Raw genomic sequence first — 16,255 nt, forward strand, 5'->3', positions numbered from 1 at the left:
GGCTCACTCCCCTTCCACGCAGGAGGCGGACCCGGTGATGTCGCAGACCTCGCGGATGCCGTCGTAGAGCTCGTCTTCGACGGGGACGTAGCCGTAGGTGTGTTCCTCGGGCAGCACGCAGTCGTCCTCCGAGGCGCAGTAGCCGTTCTCGGCGAGCCACGGCGCGTTCATCCGCTCGGTGAACAACGTGGTGATCTCGTCCTGCAACTCCTGCGGCAGGTTCGTGCTCACGACGGTCGGGCTGCCGGGGATGACCTCGGACTCCCACACCACCTCGAGCGCCCCCTCCTCGAGCTGACCGGACTCGATCAGCGACGTGGTGACCATGGAGTCGTAGGCGAAGCCGGCCTCGCAGGTGCCGTCGGCGACGGAGAGCGCGGAGGCGTCGTGGCCACCGGCCATGACCGGGTCGACGTCGGTCTCCGGGTCGACGCCGGCCTCGAGCAGTCCTGCCGAGGGGTAGAGGTATCCGGAGGTCGACGTCGGGTCGACGAAGCAGACCGTCCTCCCGGCGAAGTCTGAGAGTTCGGCGATGTCGCTGCCCGCGGGGACGACACCGTAGGAGACGTAGCCCGGATCCTCGTCGGCCGAGTCGACGACGGCACCGAGCGGTTCGACCCCGGCGCCGCCGTCCCGGGCGGTGACGTAGGAGAACGGGCCGAGGGCGGCGACGTCGACCTGGCCGGCGCGCAGCGCCTCGATGACCGCGGCGTAGTCGGTCGCCTCCTGCAGTTCCACGGGAATGCCGAGTTCCCCCTCCATGGCCTCCAGGACGACGGCGTACTCGGCGGCGATGCCGGTGGCGTTCTCACTGGGGATAGAAGCGAACGTCAGGCTCTCGGGCCGGTCCGACCCGGAGGCCGCGGCGTCGCCGTCCCCCGAGGCGGTGCCGTCGGCGGCGGAGGAGCCGCAGGCGGCGAGGACGAGAACGGAGGCGGCCGCCGCCGCGGCGGCGAGACGGCGCTTCGCAACTGGCGTGACGGTATGGGGCATGGGCTCGTTCCTCTCGTCGGTCCCCACGGACGGGGCAGGGCCGGGCGTCGCCTCCAGCGTCAGCGCACCGGCTGACGAGGCGTTCACCGACGGCGCAACAGGAGGGAGGGGATCGGTGAACTCTCGCTGAACTTGCGGGACAAGTCAGTCGTCGGCGAGGACCGGGTTGTCGAACTCGAAGACGAGCCGGATGACGTCCTGGCGCATCCAGGACCGGGAGTACATCAGCGGGGCGCGGGTGGAGCCGTCCCGGGTGACCGTCTCGATGATCCAGACCGGGGCGGCGTGATCGAGGTCGAGCCGGGCAGCGACGTGCGCAGGCGGGAAGTCGGGGGCCGCCCGGCTCCACGCGCGAATGGGGTCGTGCCGGCCCATCCGCAGCACCTCGTTGAGCGATTCGACGGCGCGGAGGGAGATGTCGGCGTGCTCGAGGACGCCGGCCGACAGCCATTCCTCGACCGTGTTGGCCACGAGGGTGTCGACGTAACCGAGGCGGACGAGCCGCGTCAGCCGGGTTCCCGGGACGCACCCGAGGTGCGCTGCGACGTCATCGGGGACCGGCGCCTCGGTCACGTCGAGCAGGAACGTGCGAGCCTCGCCACCCGCGGCGGCGACGGTCCGGTGCAACGAGGGCGGATGGCGGCTGGAGATCAGGTAATCGACCCGCTGGTTGACGTACGTCCCGGCACCCTGGACGCGCCGCAGCAGGAATCGCCCGACGAGTTCGTCGACAGCACTGCGCACCACCGACCGGGAGACGCCGAATCGGCGCGCGAGCTCGTGTTCGCTGCCCACACGGGTGCCAGGCGCGAGCGAGGCGTACTCCTCGCACAGCTGGCGGGCCAGGTCACGGGCGGACAGGTCACTCACGAAGCGGACGCTAGGTCGGCCTGGTGAACACCGGGCGTCCGCGAGGTGACGGTCGCGGCGAGCGGGCCTCGCTCACCGCGGGTTCAGCCGGGCCTCAGACCTCCTTGAGGCGCTTGTCGACGGGGCCGCCGTACCACTTCGTGGCGCCGCGCAGCGCGAGGTGACGAGCCAGTCCGAGAAGCGCGCCGGAGACGGCGGCGAAGGCGACGGCCTCCCACAGCTCGACCTCCGGGTCGTCCTCGTCGACCGGCGGCGCGTGGCCCGTGATGACCTTCCAGCCGGTGGTGATGGCCTTGGTGGCCACCATCGTGGCGCCGACGGTGGCCGCCGTGCTGACGACTTTCCAGCCGATGTCCATTCGTCTCCCTCTCCGTTGGGCGATGCCACGGGGCCCATCCCGCGGGTACCGATGATGCCGCACCCGCAGTGCATGCGCGATGTCCGGCGGTGATGGGCGTGCCCGGGCGGATCGCTCGCCGGTTGACCGGCACGGCCGGGCACCTTATGGTCATGACGACCATAACTCGGCGACGGCTTGGCGACGGGAGACGCGATGCGAGCGCTCAACGTGAGCGAGCGCCGCACGGCGCCGCCGCGCGTCGGTGTCTCGACCGTGATCTTCGCCCTGCAGCCACCGGCCGGACAGCCGGTGGGCGACGCACCGCACGACGGCGCCACCCTCTGGTTGCCGCTGGTACGGCGCACCCGCGCGCCGTTCACCGGCCGCTGGGCCCTGCCCGGCGGACCGCTCGCCTGGGACACCTCGCTGGAGGAGAGCGCCCGCAGCACGCTGCACGAGGCCACCGGCCTGTCACCGCGCTACCTCGAGCAGCTCTACACCTTCGGCGGCCGGGACCGGTCGGCCACGGATCTGCGGGTCGTCACGGTGGCCTACTGGGCGCTCATCGCCCTGGCCGACCGCACCCCGATGGAGTCGGTCGAGAACGTAGCGTGGTACTCGGTCGACGCCCTGCCGCCCCTGGCGTTCGACCACGCGGACATCGTCGCCCTGGCACGCCGGCGGCTGCGGGCGAAGGCGACGTACACCGGCGTCGCCGTGCGCTTCCTCGGCGAGGAGTTCACCCTCGGCGAGCTGCGCCGGGTCCACGACGCCGTGCTGGGCCGGACCAGCGACCCGGCCAACTTCCGTCGCCGGATGCTCGCCTCCGGGCGGGTCGAACCCACCGGCGCCGTGCGCCGTGACGGCGCGCACCGGCCCGCCCGGTGCTACCGGTTCGTCGCCGAGCCCGACGCCGAGCTGCTGACCCCTGCACCGACCCCAGCCGAGACCACCGAGCGGAAGCGACGGACCTCATGACCTCCCTGCCCACCCTGCCCCTCGTCCCGCCCGGCGCACGCGGCACCTGCGACACCGACCTCGCGCTCGACCCGTGGCAGGTCGACACCCGGCCCGGATACGGCCCCGGCGCATCCGCCGCCGACCCGATCCCGCCCGGCGCACCCCGCCAGGGCGGTCTGCCGGAGCTCTACAAGCGCCTCGGCGACGAGGAGCTGCGCCGCCGCATCGTCGCCGCGAAACAGGCTCTCGGCGAGCGCGTCGTGGTCCTCGGGCACTTCTACCAGCGCGACGAAGTCATCGACCATGCCGACGTCGTCGGTGACTCCTTCCAGCTCGCCCGGGCCGCGACCGAGCGCACCGAGGCCGAGACCATCGTCTTCTGCGGCGTGCACTTCATGGCCGAGACCGCCGACGTCCTCTCCCCCGGCCACCAGCGGGTGATCCTGCCCAATCTGGCCGCCGGCTGCTCCATGGCGGACATGGCGACCATCGAGGACGTCGAGGCCGCGTGGTCCCAGCTCACCGAGCTCTACGCCGGCCAGGACGCCGACGTCGACCCGGAGGACACCCGGTTGCCGGTGCTTCCCGTGACCTACATGAACTCCTCGGCGGCGATCAAGGCGTTCTGCGGACACCACGGCGGCATCGTGTGCACCTCCTCGAACGCACGCAGCGTCCTGGACTGGGCCTTCGCCCGGGCGCGGCGGGTCATCTTCTTCCCGGACCAGCACCTGGGCCGGAACACGGCCCGGGCCATGGGAGTGCCGCTCGAGGCGATGCCGGTGTGGAACCCGCGCGAACCGCTCGGCGGCAACGACCCGCAGAGCTTGCACGACGCGCGGGTCATCCTGTGGCAGGGCTTCTGCTCCGTGCACAAGCGGTTCACGGTCGAGCAGATCGACCGGGCGCGGGCCGAACACCCGGGAGTCCGGATCATCGTGCACCCGGAGTGCTCCATGGAGGTGGTCGACGCCGCCGACGAGTCGGGCTCGACCGACCACATCACCAAGGCGGTCGCCGCCGCGGAGCCGGGCACCACGTTCGGTATCGGTACGGAGATCAACCTGGTCCGGCGGCTGGCGGCCCAGTACCCACAGCACACCATCTTCTGCCTCGATCCGGTGGTCTGCCCCTGCTCGACCATGTACCGCATCCACCCGGGTTACCTCGCCTGGGTGCTGGAACGGCTCGTGGACGGCGAGACCGTCAACCAGGTGCAGGTACCTCCGGAGGTCCAGGACGGGTCTCGCCTCGCGCTCGAGCGCATGCTCGCCTGCCGCGCAGGGGACCGGCCCGCGGACGCGACCGGCCGATCCTCGTGACCGGACGCCGGAGGAGAGCCGTCGTCGTGGTCGGTGGCGGCGTCGCCGGCGCGAGCGCCGCACTCGCGGCGGCCGAGGACGGGGCCGACGTCGTCCTGCTGACCGCCGGAGACCTGCTCGACTCGGCAACCGCCCGTGCCCAGGGCGGGATCGCCGCCGCGATCTGGCCGGACGACTCCCCCGCCCGGCACGCCGAGGACACGCGCGCGGTCGGGGCCGGGCTGTGCGACCCGGCCGCCGTCGACCTACTCACCCGCGCCGGCGCGGATGCCGTCCGTGCCCTGGTGGCCGCGGGCGCGCCCTTCGACCGCAACGCCGACGGCACGCTCGCCCGCGGGCTCGAGGCCGCACACTCCCGGCGCCGCATCCTGCACGCCGGTGGCGACGCGAGCGGCCGGCGGCTGGCCGAGCACCTGGTCGGCCGCCTCGCGGCGGCGCGGATCGACATCCGCGAGCACACGCCGATCCGCGATCTCGTCACGGCCGGCGGTGTGGTCACCGGCGTACGGCCGGCCGGCGGCGACGTGATCGGCGCCGACGCGCTCGTCCTGGCCACCGGCGGGCTGGGCCGCCTCTACCCCGCCACCTCCAACCCCACGGGCGCCCTCGGCGGAGGCATCCTCGCCGCCTGGCGCGTCGGCGCCGCGCTGGCGGATCTGGAGTTCGTGCAGTTCCACCCGACCGCCACCCCGGACGGCCTGCTCGTCTCGGAGGCGGTCCGCGGTGCCGGAGCAGTGCTGCGGGACGAGCACGGCCGGCGGTTCCTCGCCGAGGTGGACCCGCGGGCGGAGCTCGCCCCGCGCGACGTCGTGGCCGCGGCGACGGCGGCGGTCATCGGTGCCCAGGACGGGCGGCCGGCGTACCTGGACGCCACCGTCCTCGCGGACGACGGCATCGACCTGGCAGCCCGGTTCCCCACCATCGACCGCGCCCTGGCCGACCGCGGCGTCGACTGGCGGACCGACCTGGTGCCGATCATGCCTGCGGCGCACTTCCTCATGGGTGGGGTGCGCACCGACCTCGACGGCCGCACCAACGTGCCGGGTCTGCTCGCGGCCGGCGAGTGCGCGCGCACCGGTGTGCACGGCGCCAACCGGCTCGCCTCGAACAGCCTCCTCGAGGGGTTGGTCTTCGGCACTCGGGCGGGACGTACCGCCGCCCGGGCCGGTACCGGCACGGTCCCGGCCTGGCCGGCGACCGCGGTCGACGACGCCGTCGCGGCGCCGGACCGGGAGGAGACCGGCCCGCCGGCCGGGAGCCAGGAACGCCTCGACGCCGTCGGTGCCTGCCTGCGCGACGGCGTCGGCGTGGATCGCGACGCGCCCGGACTGGCCCGCGCCCTCGCCCGCCTCGACCGGCTTGCCGCCGGCGCCGACGCCGCCGCCGAGCGGGCCGCACTCGCCCGCCTCGTGGCGCGGGCGGCGTGGGAGCGTCCCGAATCCCGTGGGGCGCACCGCCGCCGCGACCACCCCGCCACCGATCCCGCACTCGCCGCCCCGCGCACCTTGGTGCGCGGCCGACCACAGGAGGGGCACGCATGCTCGACCGCCGCCTGATCGCCGAGGTTGTCGGTCGCGCCCTGGCCGAGGACGCCCCGTGGGGTGACCTGACCGGTGCGCACGTCATCCCCGCCGAGGCCATCGCGCAGGCCCACCTCGTCGCCCGCGCCGACGGGGTCCTCGCCGGGGCCGAGGTGGTCACGGAGACCTTCCGCCAGGCCGACGACGCGATCGAGGTGATCCTCACGGCCCACGACGGCGACCGCATCGAGGCCGGGCAACGGCTCGCGACCGTCCACGGCCCAGCACGTGGGGTGCTGGCCGGTGAACGGGTGGCCCTGAACTTCGCCCAGCGCATGAGCGGCATCGCGACGACCACCGCACGATACGTCGCCGCGGTGGCCGGGACCGGCGCCCGCATCGCCGACACCCGCAAGACGGCCCCTGGCCTGCGCGCGTTCGACAAGCACGCGGTCCTCGCCGGCGGCGGCAGCAACCACCGCTTCGGCCTCTCCGACGCCGTGATGCTCAAGGACAATCACCTCGCGGTGCTCGCCGCCGGCGGCCAGGACCTGGCCGGCGCCCTGCTCTCGCTGCGGCGCCGGCTCGGGCACACCACGCACGTCGAGGTCGAGGTCGACACCCTGGATCAGCTGGACATGCTCGACCCCGCGCTGGAGGCCGGCGCGGTCGACTCGGTGCTGCTGGACAACGTCACCCTCGACGAACTCGCGGCGGGCGTGGACCGGATCGGTCGGCGCGCCGTCGTCGAGGCCAGCGGCACCGTCGGCCTGGACGAGGTCGCGGACGTGGCACGCACCGGGGTGGACGTGATCTCGGTCGGTGCGCTGACCCACAGTGTCAGCGCACTCGATCTCGGCCTCGACCTTGTGGTGGACGCCTGATGCCGTACCTCGACCACGCAGCCAGCTCCCCGGTCCACCCCGAGGCGCTCCGTGCCATGTGGCCGTACCTGGCGGGTGGCCCGGCGAACCCGTCGAGCCGGCACGAGGCGGGTCGGACCGCCGCGGCGGCCTTGGACTGGGCACGCGACCAGATCGCCACCGCGCTCGGCGGCCGGCCGGGCGAGGTGGTGCTCACGGCCGGCGGCACCGAGGCCGACAACCTCGCCGTCAAGGGCATCGCGTTGGCCCGCCCGCGCGGCCGGCGCATTCTCACCTCCCCCACCGAGCACCCGGCCGTGCTCGAGTCATGCCGGGCGCTGGCCCGCCTGGCCGGCTTCACCGTCGAGATGCTGCCGGTCGACGGCGCGGGCCGGGTCCGTGCCGACGACGTCGCCACCGCGCTCGACGCCGGCGAGCCGGCAGCGCTGGTCACGGTGGCCACCGCCAGCAGCGAGCTCGGGACCGTCCAACCGATCCGGGAGATCGCCGCCGTCGCCGCCGCCCGCGGCGTCCCGATGCACACCGACGCTGTCCAGGCCGCGGGTCAGATCCCGGTGTCGATGCCCGACCTGGGCGTCGACGCGCTGACGGTCGCCGGGCACAAGCTCGGCGCGCCGGCGGGCGTCGGTGCCCTGCTGGTGCGTCGCTCGGTGCCGCTGGAGCCGGTGCTGCACGGAGGCGGGCAGCAGGACGGCCGGCGGTCCGGCACCGAGGACGTCGCCGGCGCGGTCGGACTGGCCGTGGCGCTGCATCTGGCGACGACCGGACTGGCCGAGCGGACCGCTCGGCTCGAGGAGCGACGGGATCGCCTGGCGGCCGCCGTCGCGGCCCGGCTGCCCGGCGCCGTCCTCGTCGGCGACCCGGTCCGGAGACTGCCCGGGCACTTGGCGTGGTTACTGCCCGGGGTCACCAGCGAGGCGGTTCTCCTCCGGCTCGACGAGCGCGGGGTGCAGGTCTCGAGCGGAACGGCATGCGCCGCCGGCTCCACCGAACCGCCAGAGGCCCTGCTCGCCTGCGGGATCGACGCGGATCTCGCCCGGACCATGGTCCGCGTCTCCTTCGGTGCGCAGACGAGCGAGGACGAGCTGGAGACCGTGGCCGACGAGCTCGTCGACGCGGTGCACGCCCTCACCGGCACGGCCGGCGCGCCCGCGTCGGGCTAGTCCCGCCGGCGCGAGTTCCGTTCCTCGCCCTGCTCACCGGGAACGCTCGGTCCGGCCGTCTCCCGGTCGGCCGCGTCCTCCGGCCGGTCCCCGGCGCGGGCCGCGAGGCGCCGGGCGATCTCGTCCTCGGAGAGCTCGGAGACGGCCGCCATGTCCTCGTTCAGCTGGTCGTGGGTGAGCCATTCCGCCTCGATCCGGTTGGTGCGGTACCCGGCGCGCGCCAGCACGTGCGCCGAGACCGGCGCGGTGACCATCACGCTGGCGACGACGAGCAGCAACGTCCAGACGACGAACGCGCTGCGGACGGTCAGTGCGAGGCCGCACATGATGAGCATGAGGCCGAGAGTCTGCGGCTTGGTCGCGGCGTGCATCCGGGAGAGCAGATCCGGGAACCGGACCACCCCGATCGCCGCGACGAGGGACAGCAGCGTGCCAAGGAGGATCAGCACGGCACCGGCGAGGTCGGCGACCTGGCCCAGGTCGACACCCGTCATGACGCCCCCTCCTCGTGCTCGCCTCCGCGGTCACGGTCCTCGGACTCGGCGTCCGGGTCGTGGACCGGCGCGGCCTCGTCGGGGACGGGTGCCGGTTCGGCGATCTCCTCCTTGGTGAGGATCCGTGCCTCGTCGGGCGACTCGGCCGCGGTGAAGCGACCGATGGTCACCGAGCCGACGAACCCGACGATGGCGAGGACGGCCAGCAGCGGCACCAGGTCCGTGCGGCCGGTCAGGGCCGTGACCAGCGCCGACGAGCCGAGGACGACGATCGTGATGACGTCGACCGCGACTGCGCGGTCCAGCATGGTCGGACCGCGCTCGAGACGCACCATGGCGAGGGCGGCGGAGAGGCCGAGCACGGCGAGGCCGACCATCAGGACCGCCTGGGTCACCTCGGGCAGGCTCATCGGCGCTCACCCTCTCCGGTGCCCGCGGGCGCCATCCCGGCGTCGGCGAGCTGGTCCGCGGAACCGACCGCACGCAGGACGCGCTGCTCCTGCTCCAGAACGGTACGCTGAGCGGCCTCCACGCCGCCGTGCCGGTCGACGTCGAAGACGTGGACGTACATCGTCCCGTCCAGCCGGTGCGTCTCGACCACGATCGAGCCCGGCACCAACGAGACGAATCCCGAGGTCAGGGTGAGCACCAGGTCGGAGTGCGAGCGCAGACGGACCCGGACCACCGCGCCTTTGGGACGACGTCCGGCCACCGTGGTGGCGGCAATCTGGACCGAGGCGATCAAAAGATCGCGCAGGAACGCGGCCAGCAGGCGCACGATGCCCCAGGGCCGGATCCGTCCGGCGAACGGGACCCGCGGCAGCGGCAGCACCGTGGTCACCACCAGCGCGATGACGAACCCGGCGATGACGTTGGCCGCAGTCAGGTCGCCCCAGAGCATGACCCACACGGCCGTGAGCCAGCCGAGCATGAGCCACGAGGCCCGGGGGAAGCGCCGCTCGGGGCGCTGTGCCGGATCGTTCATCCGTCACCCTCCCCGCCCTGACTAGCTGACTCCGACTGGCCGGTGCCGCGTCCGTCGTCGGGCAGCACCGCGACGATGTACGGCATGCGGTCCCGCAGATCGGCCGCGGCGCTGTCGGTGTAGTCGTAGAGCTTGCCGCCGCCGATCGCCAGGGCGAGCGAGAACGCCACCAGTGCGGCTGCCGGGCCGACGAGCCCGGCCGGGGTGCTCGCCCGCGGCAGTTCCTCGGGCGCCTCCTGCCAGAAGGCCATGTTCCACGCCCGGCCCACGGCGTAGAGCGTGAGCAGGGAGGTGAGCAGGCCGCCGGCGATGAGCGTGTAGGACCAGCCGGTCCCACTCTCGGCCGCCGCCGTGATGAGGCCGGCCTTGCCGAGGAACCCGGTCGACGGCGGGATCCCGGCCAGGGTCATCGCCGGGACGAAGTACAGCGCGGCGAGCACCGGCGCCGCCCGGCCCAGCGAACCGAGCCGTACCAGCGACGTGGTCCCACCTCGCCGCTCGATCAGGCCGACGACGAGGAACAGACCGGTCTGCACGGTGATGTGGTGCGCGGTGTAGAAGATCGCCGCGGACAGTCCCGCCTGTGAGGACGTGGCCACGCCCCAGACCATGAAGCCGATATGGCTGACGAGGGTGAACGACAGCAGACGTTTGATGTCGTCCTGGGCCACGGCACCGAGGATGCCGACGAGCATGGTCGCCAGCGCCACGACCATGAGCACCTCGTCCAGGCGTCCGTCCGGGAAGAGCAGCACCTGGGTGCGGATGATGGCGTAGACGCCGACCTTGGTCAGCAGGCCGGCGAACACGGCCGTCACCGGTGCCGGTGCCGTGGGGTAGGAGTCGGGCAGCCATGCCGAGAGCGGGAAGACGGCGGCCTTGATGCCGAACGCCACGAGCAGGAGCACCTGCAGGACGAGCTGGGTGCCCGGGTCGATCTCTGGCAGCCGCAGCGCGAGCTGGGCGAGGTTGAGGGTTCCGGTGGCGGCGTAGACCAGGGCGATCGCGATGAGGAAGATGAGCGAGCCGACGAGGGAGACGACGACGTAGATGGTCCCGGCCCGGATCCGGTCCCGGGTGCCGCCGAGGGTGATGAGCACGAAGCTCGCCGCCAGCAGGACCTCGAAGCCGACGTAGATGTTGAACAGGTCGCCGGAGATGAAGGCGTTGGACACTCCCGCGGAGAGCACGAGGAATGTCGGGTGGTAGATCGCCAGCGGGGCGGCACGGGCACGGTCCGCCAGGCCCTGGGCGAGGGAGTAGACGAGGACCCCAAGGGTCACGGTCACCGAGATGACGAGCATCAGCGCACTGAGCCGGTCGGCCACCAGCGCGATGCCGACGGGCGCGGCCCACCCGCCGACGTCCATGACGACGGGGCCGTCCTCGACGCGGACGAGCAGGGCGACCGCTGCGGTCAACACGAGGCTGAGCACGGTCAGGGACACCACGGCCTGAGCCTTGGGCCGGCGCGCCAGGACGAGGGTCAGACCCGTGCCGATGAGGGGCAGAACCACGGGGACGGCGACGAGCCAGCTCATGGCTTGGCCCCCTCGTCGGTCTCGCTGAGTGCCGCCGGGTGATGGGAGGCCTCGGCGTGCACCTGCGGCCCGCCCTCGGTCTCGTCCCGGGTGCGGGCGGCATCCTCGGCGAGCGAGGTGCCGGCGTCGTCCTCGGCGCGCGGTGAGAGCTCGTCCCGTGCCGCGCGGCGGGCGATCCGGCGGTCTTCCAGGTCGTCCTGGACCTCGTCGTGGCCGTTGAGCTGCCACGAACGGTAGGCCATGGCGAGCAGGAACGCCATCATCCCGAGCGTGATGACGATGGCGGTGAGGATCATCGCCTGCGGCAGCGGGTCGGACATCTCGGCCGGGTCGGTCTCGCCGAGCAGCGGCGCGCCGCCGGCACGACCACCGGACACCAGTAGGAGCATGTTGACGCCGTTCGAGAGCAGAGCGATGCCGACGATGATGCGGGTGAGCGAACGCTCCAGCAGGAGGTACACGCCGGTCCCCACGAGCACGGCGGCGAGCAGCACCAGCGCGAGGCTGGGTGAGATGTCCACGGTCACGTCGGGGGTCATCGCTGCCCTTCCTTCTCGACGGGAGCGGCGTCGTCGCGGACGAGTTCGGGGGCGTCGAAGGCCACGTCCGGGGCCTGCTTGCCCTCCAGCTCACCGTGCCTGTCGACCTCACCGCCGAGGGAGCGCAGGATGTCCAGCACGAGGCCCACGACGAGCAAGTAGACGCCGATGTCGAAGAACAGCGCCGTGGCCAGATGCACCTCGCTGAACACCGGCAGGTGCACCTCGACGAGCGCACTCTGCAGCACCGTGCCACCGAACGGCAGCGGGACGGCGCCGGCTCCGGCGGAGAGGAAGAGCCCCGTCCCGAGCAGGTACCCGGGGTGCAGGCGAGCGGCGGCGGCAAGCTCGTGCCGCCCGCCGGCCAGGTAGCGCACCACCAGGGCGATGCCGGCGACGAGGCCGCCCGCGAACCCGCCGCCCGGGGCGTTGTGGCCGGCGAAGAGGAGGAACAGGGAGAAGACCACGAGGGTCGGGAAGACGATCCGGGCTCCCACCTCGAGGATGATCGACCGGCGCCGCGGTTCCAGTCCTCGGGTGGTGCTCAGCCAGGTCTGGCCCCGCCCGGACGGGCGGCCGGAGGGGGTGAGGGCGATCTCGCGGCGCAGCTCCTTGACGATCTCCCGGTTCGGCGCCAGTGGGCGCTCCGTCGGCTGGTCGGGGTTACGGGCGAGCTGGTCCGCGCGGATGCGGAGGAACACCAGGGCCGCGACGCCGGTGGCGGCGACCAGCAGCACGGAGATCTCCTGGACCGTGTCCCAGGCGCGAATGTCGACCAGGGTGACGTTGACGATGTTCTTGCCGTAGCCGTAGTCGTAGGCCTCGGCCGGGAAGTCCACGGCGATGGTCTGGTGCACGCGTGAGTCGGTCGCGACGACGCCGAGCACAGCGACCATGGCGCCGACCGCCACGCCGAGGAACGCGCGCCACCACCGCGAGCCCGCCAGCGGCCGGTTGGAGAAGTAGGCAGGCAGCCGACGCAGCACGAGTACGAAGACCACGAGGGTCACGGTCTCGACCAGGACCTGGGTCAGCGCCAGGTCGGGCGCGCCGTGCAGGGCGAAAAGCACGGCGATGCCGTAGCCGACGACGCCGAGGAGGAGAACGGCCTTGAGCCGCCGGCGTGCGCGAGTGACCAGCAGCGCGGCGACGGCGACCACGGCAACCACGAGAACCTGGGCTGGTGAGTCCCAGGGCCGGACGTCGGCACCGAACGCCGCACCGGTGAGCGCGACGGCCTCGCCGGTCGCGGCCGTGACGAGGACGACGGCGAGATACAGGGGCAGGGATCCGCGCTGGCTCAACGCCGTCACGTCGGCGGAGAAGTGCTCGAGACCGCGAATCATCATCCGATAGGCGCCTTCGGCGCCGGCTCGGTCGTGACCACCGACGCGCTCCTGCAGTGCCTCGACGGGCCGGCGCAGCACGAACAACGCCGCGCCGACGACCACGACCCCGACGGTGGTCAGCAACGGGACACCGACGCCCCCCCACAGGACCAGGTGGCCGGCCTCACCGGGGTACGTGTCGGCGTACCCGGCAAGGTAATGCTCGACCACGGGCGGCGCCAATCCCACGAGCCCGGCGAGCGCGAGCGCCACCGGAGGGCCGACGAGGTATACGGAGCGCCGCTGCGGCACCGCCTGGTCGACACCCGGCTTCGCCCAGAACGCCCCCCACCAGAACCTCAGCCCGTACGCCAACGTCAGCGCGGAGCCCGTGGCGATGGCCACCAGCGTGAGGATGTCCACCGTGCGGCCGCCGTGGACGAGTGCCTCGAGGGCGGCCTCCTTCGCCACGTATCCGATGGTCGGCGGCAGCCCGGCCATGGAGATCGTGGCCAGCGCGGCGGCGCCGGCCGTGACCGGCATGCGCCGTCCGAGACCGGAGAGTTCGCGGAGGTCGCGGGTGCCGACGGACCAGTCCACGACCGCGACGGCGAGGAACAGCGCGGCCTTGAACAGCGCGTGCGCGAGCAGCAGGGCCAGCCCGGCGAGGGCGACGGCGCGCTCACCGTGCCCCACCAGCACCGTGATGAGCCCGAGCTGAGAGACGGTACCGAACGCGAGCACGAGCTTGAGGTCGTGCTGGCGCAGGGCGCGGTAGCCCCCGATGAGCATGGTGAGCAGGCCGAGCCCGACCACCGACCACTGCCACAGGTCGGCGAGCGCCGGGTGCCCGGCGAATCCCGGAGCGAGGCGCGCGACGAGGTAGACGCCCGCCTTGACCATCGCGGCGGCGTGCAGGTACGCGCTGACCGGCGTCGGCGCGGCCATGGCGGCCGGCAGCCAGAAATGGAACGGGACGAGTGCCGACTTGGTCACTGCACCGAGCAGGACGGCGGCGGCCGCCGCCGGGACGAGTGCGGCCGGATCGGCGCCGCCGAGTGTGCCGTCGGCCGCGGCGGCGACGAGCTCGCTGATCCGGAAGGAGCCGCCCTCGGCGGTGGCGAGGAGCACGAATCCGCCGAGCATCGCCAGGCCGCCGAACGTGGTGAGCACCAGCGCCTGCATGGCCGCGCGGCGGGAGGACTGACGGTCGTGATAGTGACCGATCAGCAGGAACGAGATGACCGTCGTCAGCTCCCAGAACACGTACAACATCAGCGTGTTGTCCGTCTGGACGAGCCCGAGCATGGCTCCGGCGAACGCGACGAAGAGACCGGCGAAACGGCCGAGCGAGCTGGCGTGCGCGGAGAAGTAGGCGGTGCAGGCGACGAGGACGAGGGCGCCGACGCCGCCGACGATCAGCGTCATCAGCCAGGACAACGTGTCCAGCCGGAACGCCAGGTCGAGCTGGAGAGCGGGTACCCACGTGACGGTCTGGGTCGGGTACTCCCCGGCGAGGACCTGCGGGGTCTGCGCCGCGGCCCAGACCGCGGCGGCCGCGGGGACCAGGGCGAGCGGGAGGAAGCCGCGCCTACCCAGCCGGCTGACGATCGCGGGCGCGACGAGGGCCGCCAGCAGATGGATCGCCAGCAGTTGCAGCACGGGCCGCTCCAGGCTCGGGGGCGGTCAGGGAGGTCCACGCGGCCGACGCGGGCGGTGACGTGGAGACGTCGGGATTTTACCAAACCGTGACGCACTCGGCTCATGCGCCCGACGGCGGGTGACCGACCGGCCTCACCGGGGGGCAGAGACGCGACCGGAGGTCATCGTCGCAGGTGAGCGGGGTCGACGAGGAAGCCGTCGTCGTCGACGATCGTGCCGCCGACGGCGCCGTGCAGCGCCGCGGCGGCCCGCTCGATGGCCAGCGCGGCTCCCGCGCGGGCGCGCCGCTGCCCGAGGGGCGGCCGAGCGAGGAACGCGAGGTCGGGCCGGGCCGGACGCCACCGGACCTCGTAGGCGATGACGCCGCGGCGGGCCCAGGGCTCGAGGCGTACCGCGAGGGGCAGGTGGGCGGTGCCGGCGACGGTGACATCGACCACGTCGTCCCCGACGCCGGAGGCGACCCCGTAGACCTCGATCGGTTCGTCACCGGCGGTGTCCGGCGGGATCTCGTCCAGGAGGTTCCGTGGGTCCGGCAGAGCGGGGCGCAGCACGCTCACGCACGCGTCCGGGTCGAGCCAGATCGGGGCGTGCACGGTCAGGTCCGTAGCCGACTCCGGGTCGAGCGTCACCACGGCTCCGGACCCGGCGATCCGGAGGGCGCCCCCGAGGCGGCGGGCGATGGCCCGCAGGTGGTCGAGCGCCTCCTGTTCCACACCGGTGGGGACGCCGTCGGGGAACGCGTCCAGGATCGGGTCGACGCCGGCGAGGGCGGGCGGCAGCGGGTGGGTACGCAGGACCGGACACTGGACGAGGTAGGCGTGGTCTGCCCAGTTCGGCAGGTCGAACGTCACGCGCAGCGTGGGGTCGATTCCCCAGGGGCCGGTGAGGTGGACACCGGGTAGCAGCCGGATGTCGGCGTGGCCGGCCCAGCCCGCGGTGTCGCTGCGGGAGACGGCCAGCGCCTCGACCTCGTCGGCGGTGACGTCGGGACCGAGTACGAGCAGGTGATGCGGATCTGCCAGGCCGGCGTCCAGGAGCGTGGTCGGCCCGGCGGGCGGCTCCGGCCGGTTCACGACACCGGTGCGCGGGAGAAGCCCAGGTGGGAGCGGGACGCCGTCGGACCGCGCTGACCTTGGTAGCGCGAGCCCGTCGCACCGGAGCCGTACGGCCGCTCGGCCGAGGAGGAGAGCCGGAAGAAGCAGAGCTGGCCGATCTTCATTCCCGGCCACAGTTTGATCGGCATGGTGGCCGTGTTCGACAGCTCGAGCGTGACGTGGCCGGTGAACCCGGGATCGATGAATCCGGCGGTGGAGTGCGTGAGCAGTCCGAGCCGGCCGAGCGAGGACTTGCCCTCGAGTCGAGCCGCGACGTCGTCGGGAAGCGTGACCTGCTCGAACGTGGCTCCGAGGACGAACTCGCCGGGGTGCAGTACGAACGGCTCGGTGGGGCCGGTGTCGACCAGGCGGGTGAGGTCCGGCTGGTGCTCGGCCGGATCGATCACCGGGTAGCGGTGGTTGTCGAAGAGCCGGAAGTACCGGTCCAGCCGGACGTCGATGCTGGCCGGCTGAACCATCTCCGGCTCATACGGGTCCAGCCGCACACGGCCGGTGTCGATCTCGGCGCGGATGTCACGGTCGGAGAGCAGCACGGGCCC

The 16,255-nt window shown here is 73.0% G+C and carries 16 protein-coding genes; 5 read left to right on the plus strand and 11 right to left on the minus strand.

Annotated features, from left to right (window positions below):
• Positions 1 to 3: 3 nt before the first annotated feature.
• From ACFSE6_RS13105 to ACFSE6_RS13115, 3 genes are all read right to left on the minus strand, one after another.
• Positions 4 to 993, minus strand: a complete 990-nt coding sequence (locus ACFSE6_RS13105; protein WP_388007757.1) for a phosphate/phosphite/phosphonate ABC transporter substrate-binding protein — start codon at positions 991 to 993, stop codon at positions 4 to 6.
• Positions 994 to 1,137: 144 nt separating this feature from the next.
• Positions 1,138 to 1,863: a GntR family transcriptional regulator gene (locus tag ACFSE6_RS13110; RefSeq protein ID WP_388007760.1), complete on the minus strand. Its 726-nt coding sequence runs from the start codon at positions 1,861 to 1,863 to the stop codon at positions 1,138 to 1,140.
• Between the two features lie 94 nt (positions 1,864 to 1,957).
• Complete coding sequence (locus ACFSE6_RS13115) at positions 1,958 to 2,221, minus strand: DUF4235 domain-containing protein (RefSeq protein WP_388007763.1); 264 nt, start codon at positions 2,219 to 2,221, stop codon at positions 1,958 to 1,960.
• Positions 2,222 to 2,416: 195 nt separating this feature from the next.
• Here ACFSE6_RS13115 and ACFSE6_RS13120 point away from each other — a divergent pair, with 195 nt between their 5' ends.
• From ACFSE6_RS13120 to ACFSE6_RS13140, 5 genes are read left to right on the plus strand one after another with little or no spacing between them, the layout of a single operon-like run.
• Positions 2,417 to 3,181 carry an NUDIX hydrolase gene (locus tag ACFSE6_RS13120; protein ID WP_388007766.1) on the plus strand — a complete coding sequence of 255 codons (765 nt, stop codon included), beginning with the start codon at positions 2,417 to 2,419 and terminating at the stop codon, positions 3,179 to 3,181.
• Complete coding sequence (nadA, locus tag ACFSE6_RS13125) at positions 3,178 to 4,485, plus strand: quinolinate synthase NadA (protein WP_388007769.1); 1,308 nt, start codon at positions 3,178 to 3,180, stop codon at positions 4,483 to 4,485. The genes ACFSE6_RS13120 and nadA overlap by 4 nt, the downstream gene beginning before the upstream one ends.
• Complete coding sequence (locus ACFSE6_RS13130; protein ID WP_388007772.1) at positions 4,482 to 6,041, plus strand: L-aspartate oxidase; 1,560 nt, start codon at positions 4,482 to 4,484, stop codon at positions 6,039 to 6,041. Before nadA ends, ACFSE6_RS13130 begins: the two co-directional genes overlap by 4 nt.
• On the plus strand, positions 6,023 to 6,889 hold the full coding sequence (gene nadC / locus ACFSE6_RS13135) for a carboxylating nicotinate-nucleotide diphosphorylase (RefSeq protein ID WP_388007775.1): 867 nt from the start codon (positions 6,023 to 6,025) through the stop codon (positions 6,887 to 6,889). The genes ACFSE6_RS13130 and nadC overlap by 19 nt, the downstream gene beginning before the upstream one ends.
• Positions 6,889 to 8,052, plus strand: coding sequence for a cysteine desulfurase family protein (locus ACFSE6_RS13140; RefSeq protein WP_388007778.1), 1,164 nt, complete (start codon positions 6,889 to 6,891; stop codon positions 8,050 to 8,052). Before nadC ends, ACFSE6_RS13140 begins: the two co-directional genes overlap by 1 nt.
• Here ACFSE6_RS13140 and mnhG read toward each other — a convergent pair.
• The 8 genes from mnhG to dcd all read right to left on the minus strand — a co-directional run bounded on the left by mnhG (position 8,049) and on the right by dcd (position 16,249).
• Positions 8,049 to 8,546, minus strand: a complete 498-nt coding sequence (gene mnhG / locus ACFSE6_RS13145; protein ID WP_388007781.1) for a monovalent cation/H(+) antiporter subunit G — start codon at positions 8,544 to 8,546, stop codon at positions 8,049 to 8,051. The two genes, ACFSE6_RS13140 and mnhG, sit on opposite strands and share 4 nt — an antisense overlap.
• Positions 8,543 to 8,956, minus strand: coding sequence for an MrpF/PhaF family protein (locus tag ACFSE6_RS13150; protein WP_388007784.1), 414 nt, complete (start codon positions 8,954 to 8,956; stop codon positions 8,543 to 8,545). The genes mnhG and ACFSE6_RS13150 overlap by 4 nt, the downstream gene beginning before the upstream one ends.
• Positions 8,953 to 9,531: a Na+/H+ antiporter subunit E gene (locus ACFSE6_RS13155; RefSeq protein ID WP_388007787.1), complete on the minus strand. Its 579-nt coding sequence runs from the start codon at positions 9,529 to 9,531 to the stop codon at positions 8,953 to 8,955. The genes ACFSE6_RS13150 and ACFSE6_RS13155 overlap by 4 nt, the downstream gene beginning before the upstream one ends.
• A complete protein-coding gene (locus tag ACFSE6_RS13160; protein ID WP_388007790.1) occupies positions 9,528 to 11,072 on the minus strand; it encodes a Na+/H+ antiporter subunit D in 1,545 nt (514 codons plus the stop codon). The genes ACFSE6_RS13155 and ACFSE6_RS13160 overlap by 4 nt, the downstream gene beginning before the upstream one ends.
• Entirely contained in the window at positions 11,069 to 11,611 is a 543-nt protein-coding gene (locus ACFSE6_RS13165; RefSeq protein ID WP_388007793.1) for a Na(+)/H(+) antiporter subunit C, read from the minus strand. Before ACFSE6_RS13165 ends, ACFSE6_RS13160 begins: the two co-directional genes overlap by 4 nt.
• Positions 11,608 to 14,601 carry a Na+/H+ antiporter subunit A gene (locus tag ACFSE6_RS13170; protein WP_388007796.1) on the minus strand — a complete coding sequence of 998 codons (2,994 nt, stop codon included), beginning with the start codon at positions 14,599 to 14,601 and terminating at the stop codon, positions 11,608 to 11,610. Before ACFSE6_RS13170 ends, ACFSE6_RS13165 begins: the two co-directional genes overlap by 4 nt.
• Positions 14,602 to 14,762: 161 nt before the next feature.
• Positions 14,763 to 15,674, minus strand: a complete 912-nt coding sequence (locus ACFSE6_RS13175; protein WP_388007799.1) for a hypothetical protein — start codon at positions 15,672 to 15,674, stop codon at positions 14,763 to 14,765.
• Positions 15,671 to 16,249 carry a dCTP deaminase gene (dcd, locus tag ACFSE6_RS13180; RefSeq protein WP_388007802.1) on the minus strand — a complete coding sequence of 193 codons (579 nt, stop codon included), beginning with the start codon at positions 16,247 to 16,249 and terminating at the stop codon, positions 15,671 to 15,673. Before dcd ends, ACFSE6_RS13175 begins: the two co-directional genes overlap by 4 nt.
• Between the last annotated feature and the right edge of the window lie 6 nt (positions 16,250 to 16,255).

The sequence above is a fragment of the Georgenia deserti genome, from assembly GCF_042680605.1.
Lineage (GTDB): Bacteria > Actinomycetota > Actinomycetes > Actinomycetales > Actinomycetaceae > Allobogoriella > Allobogoriella deserti.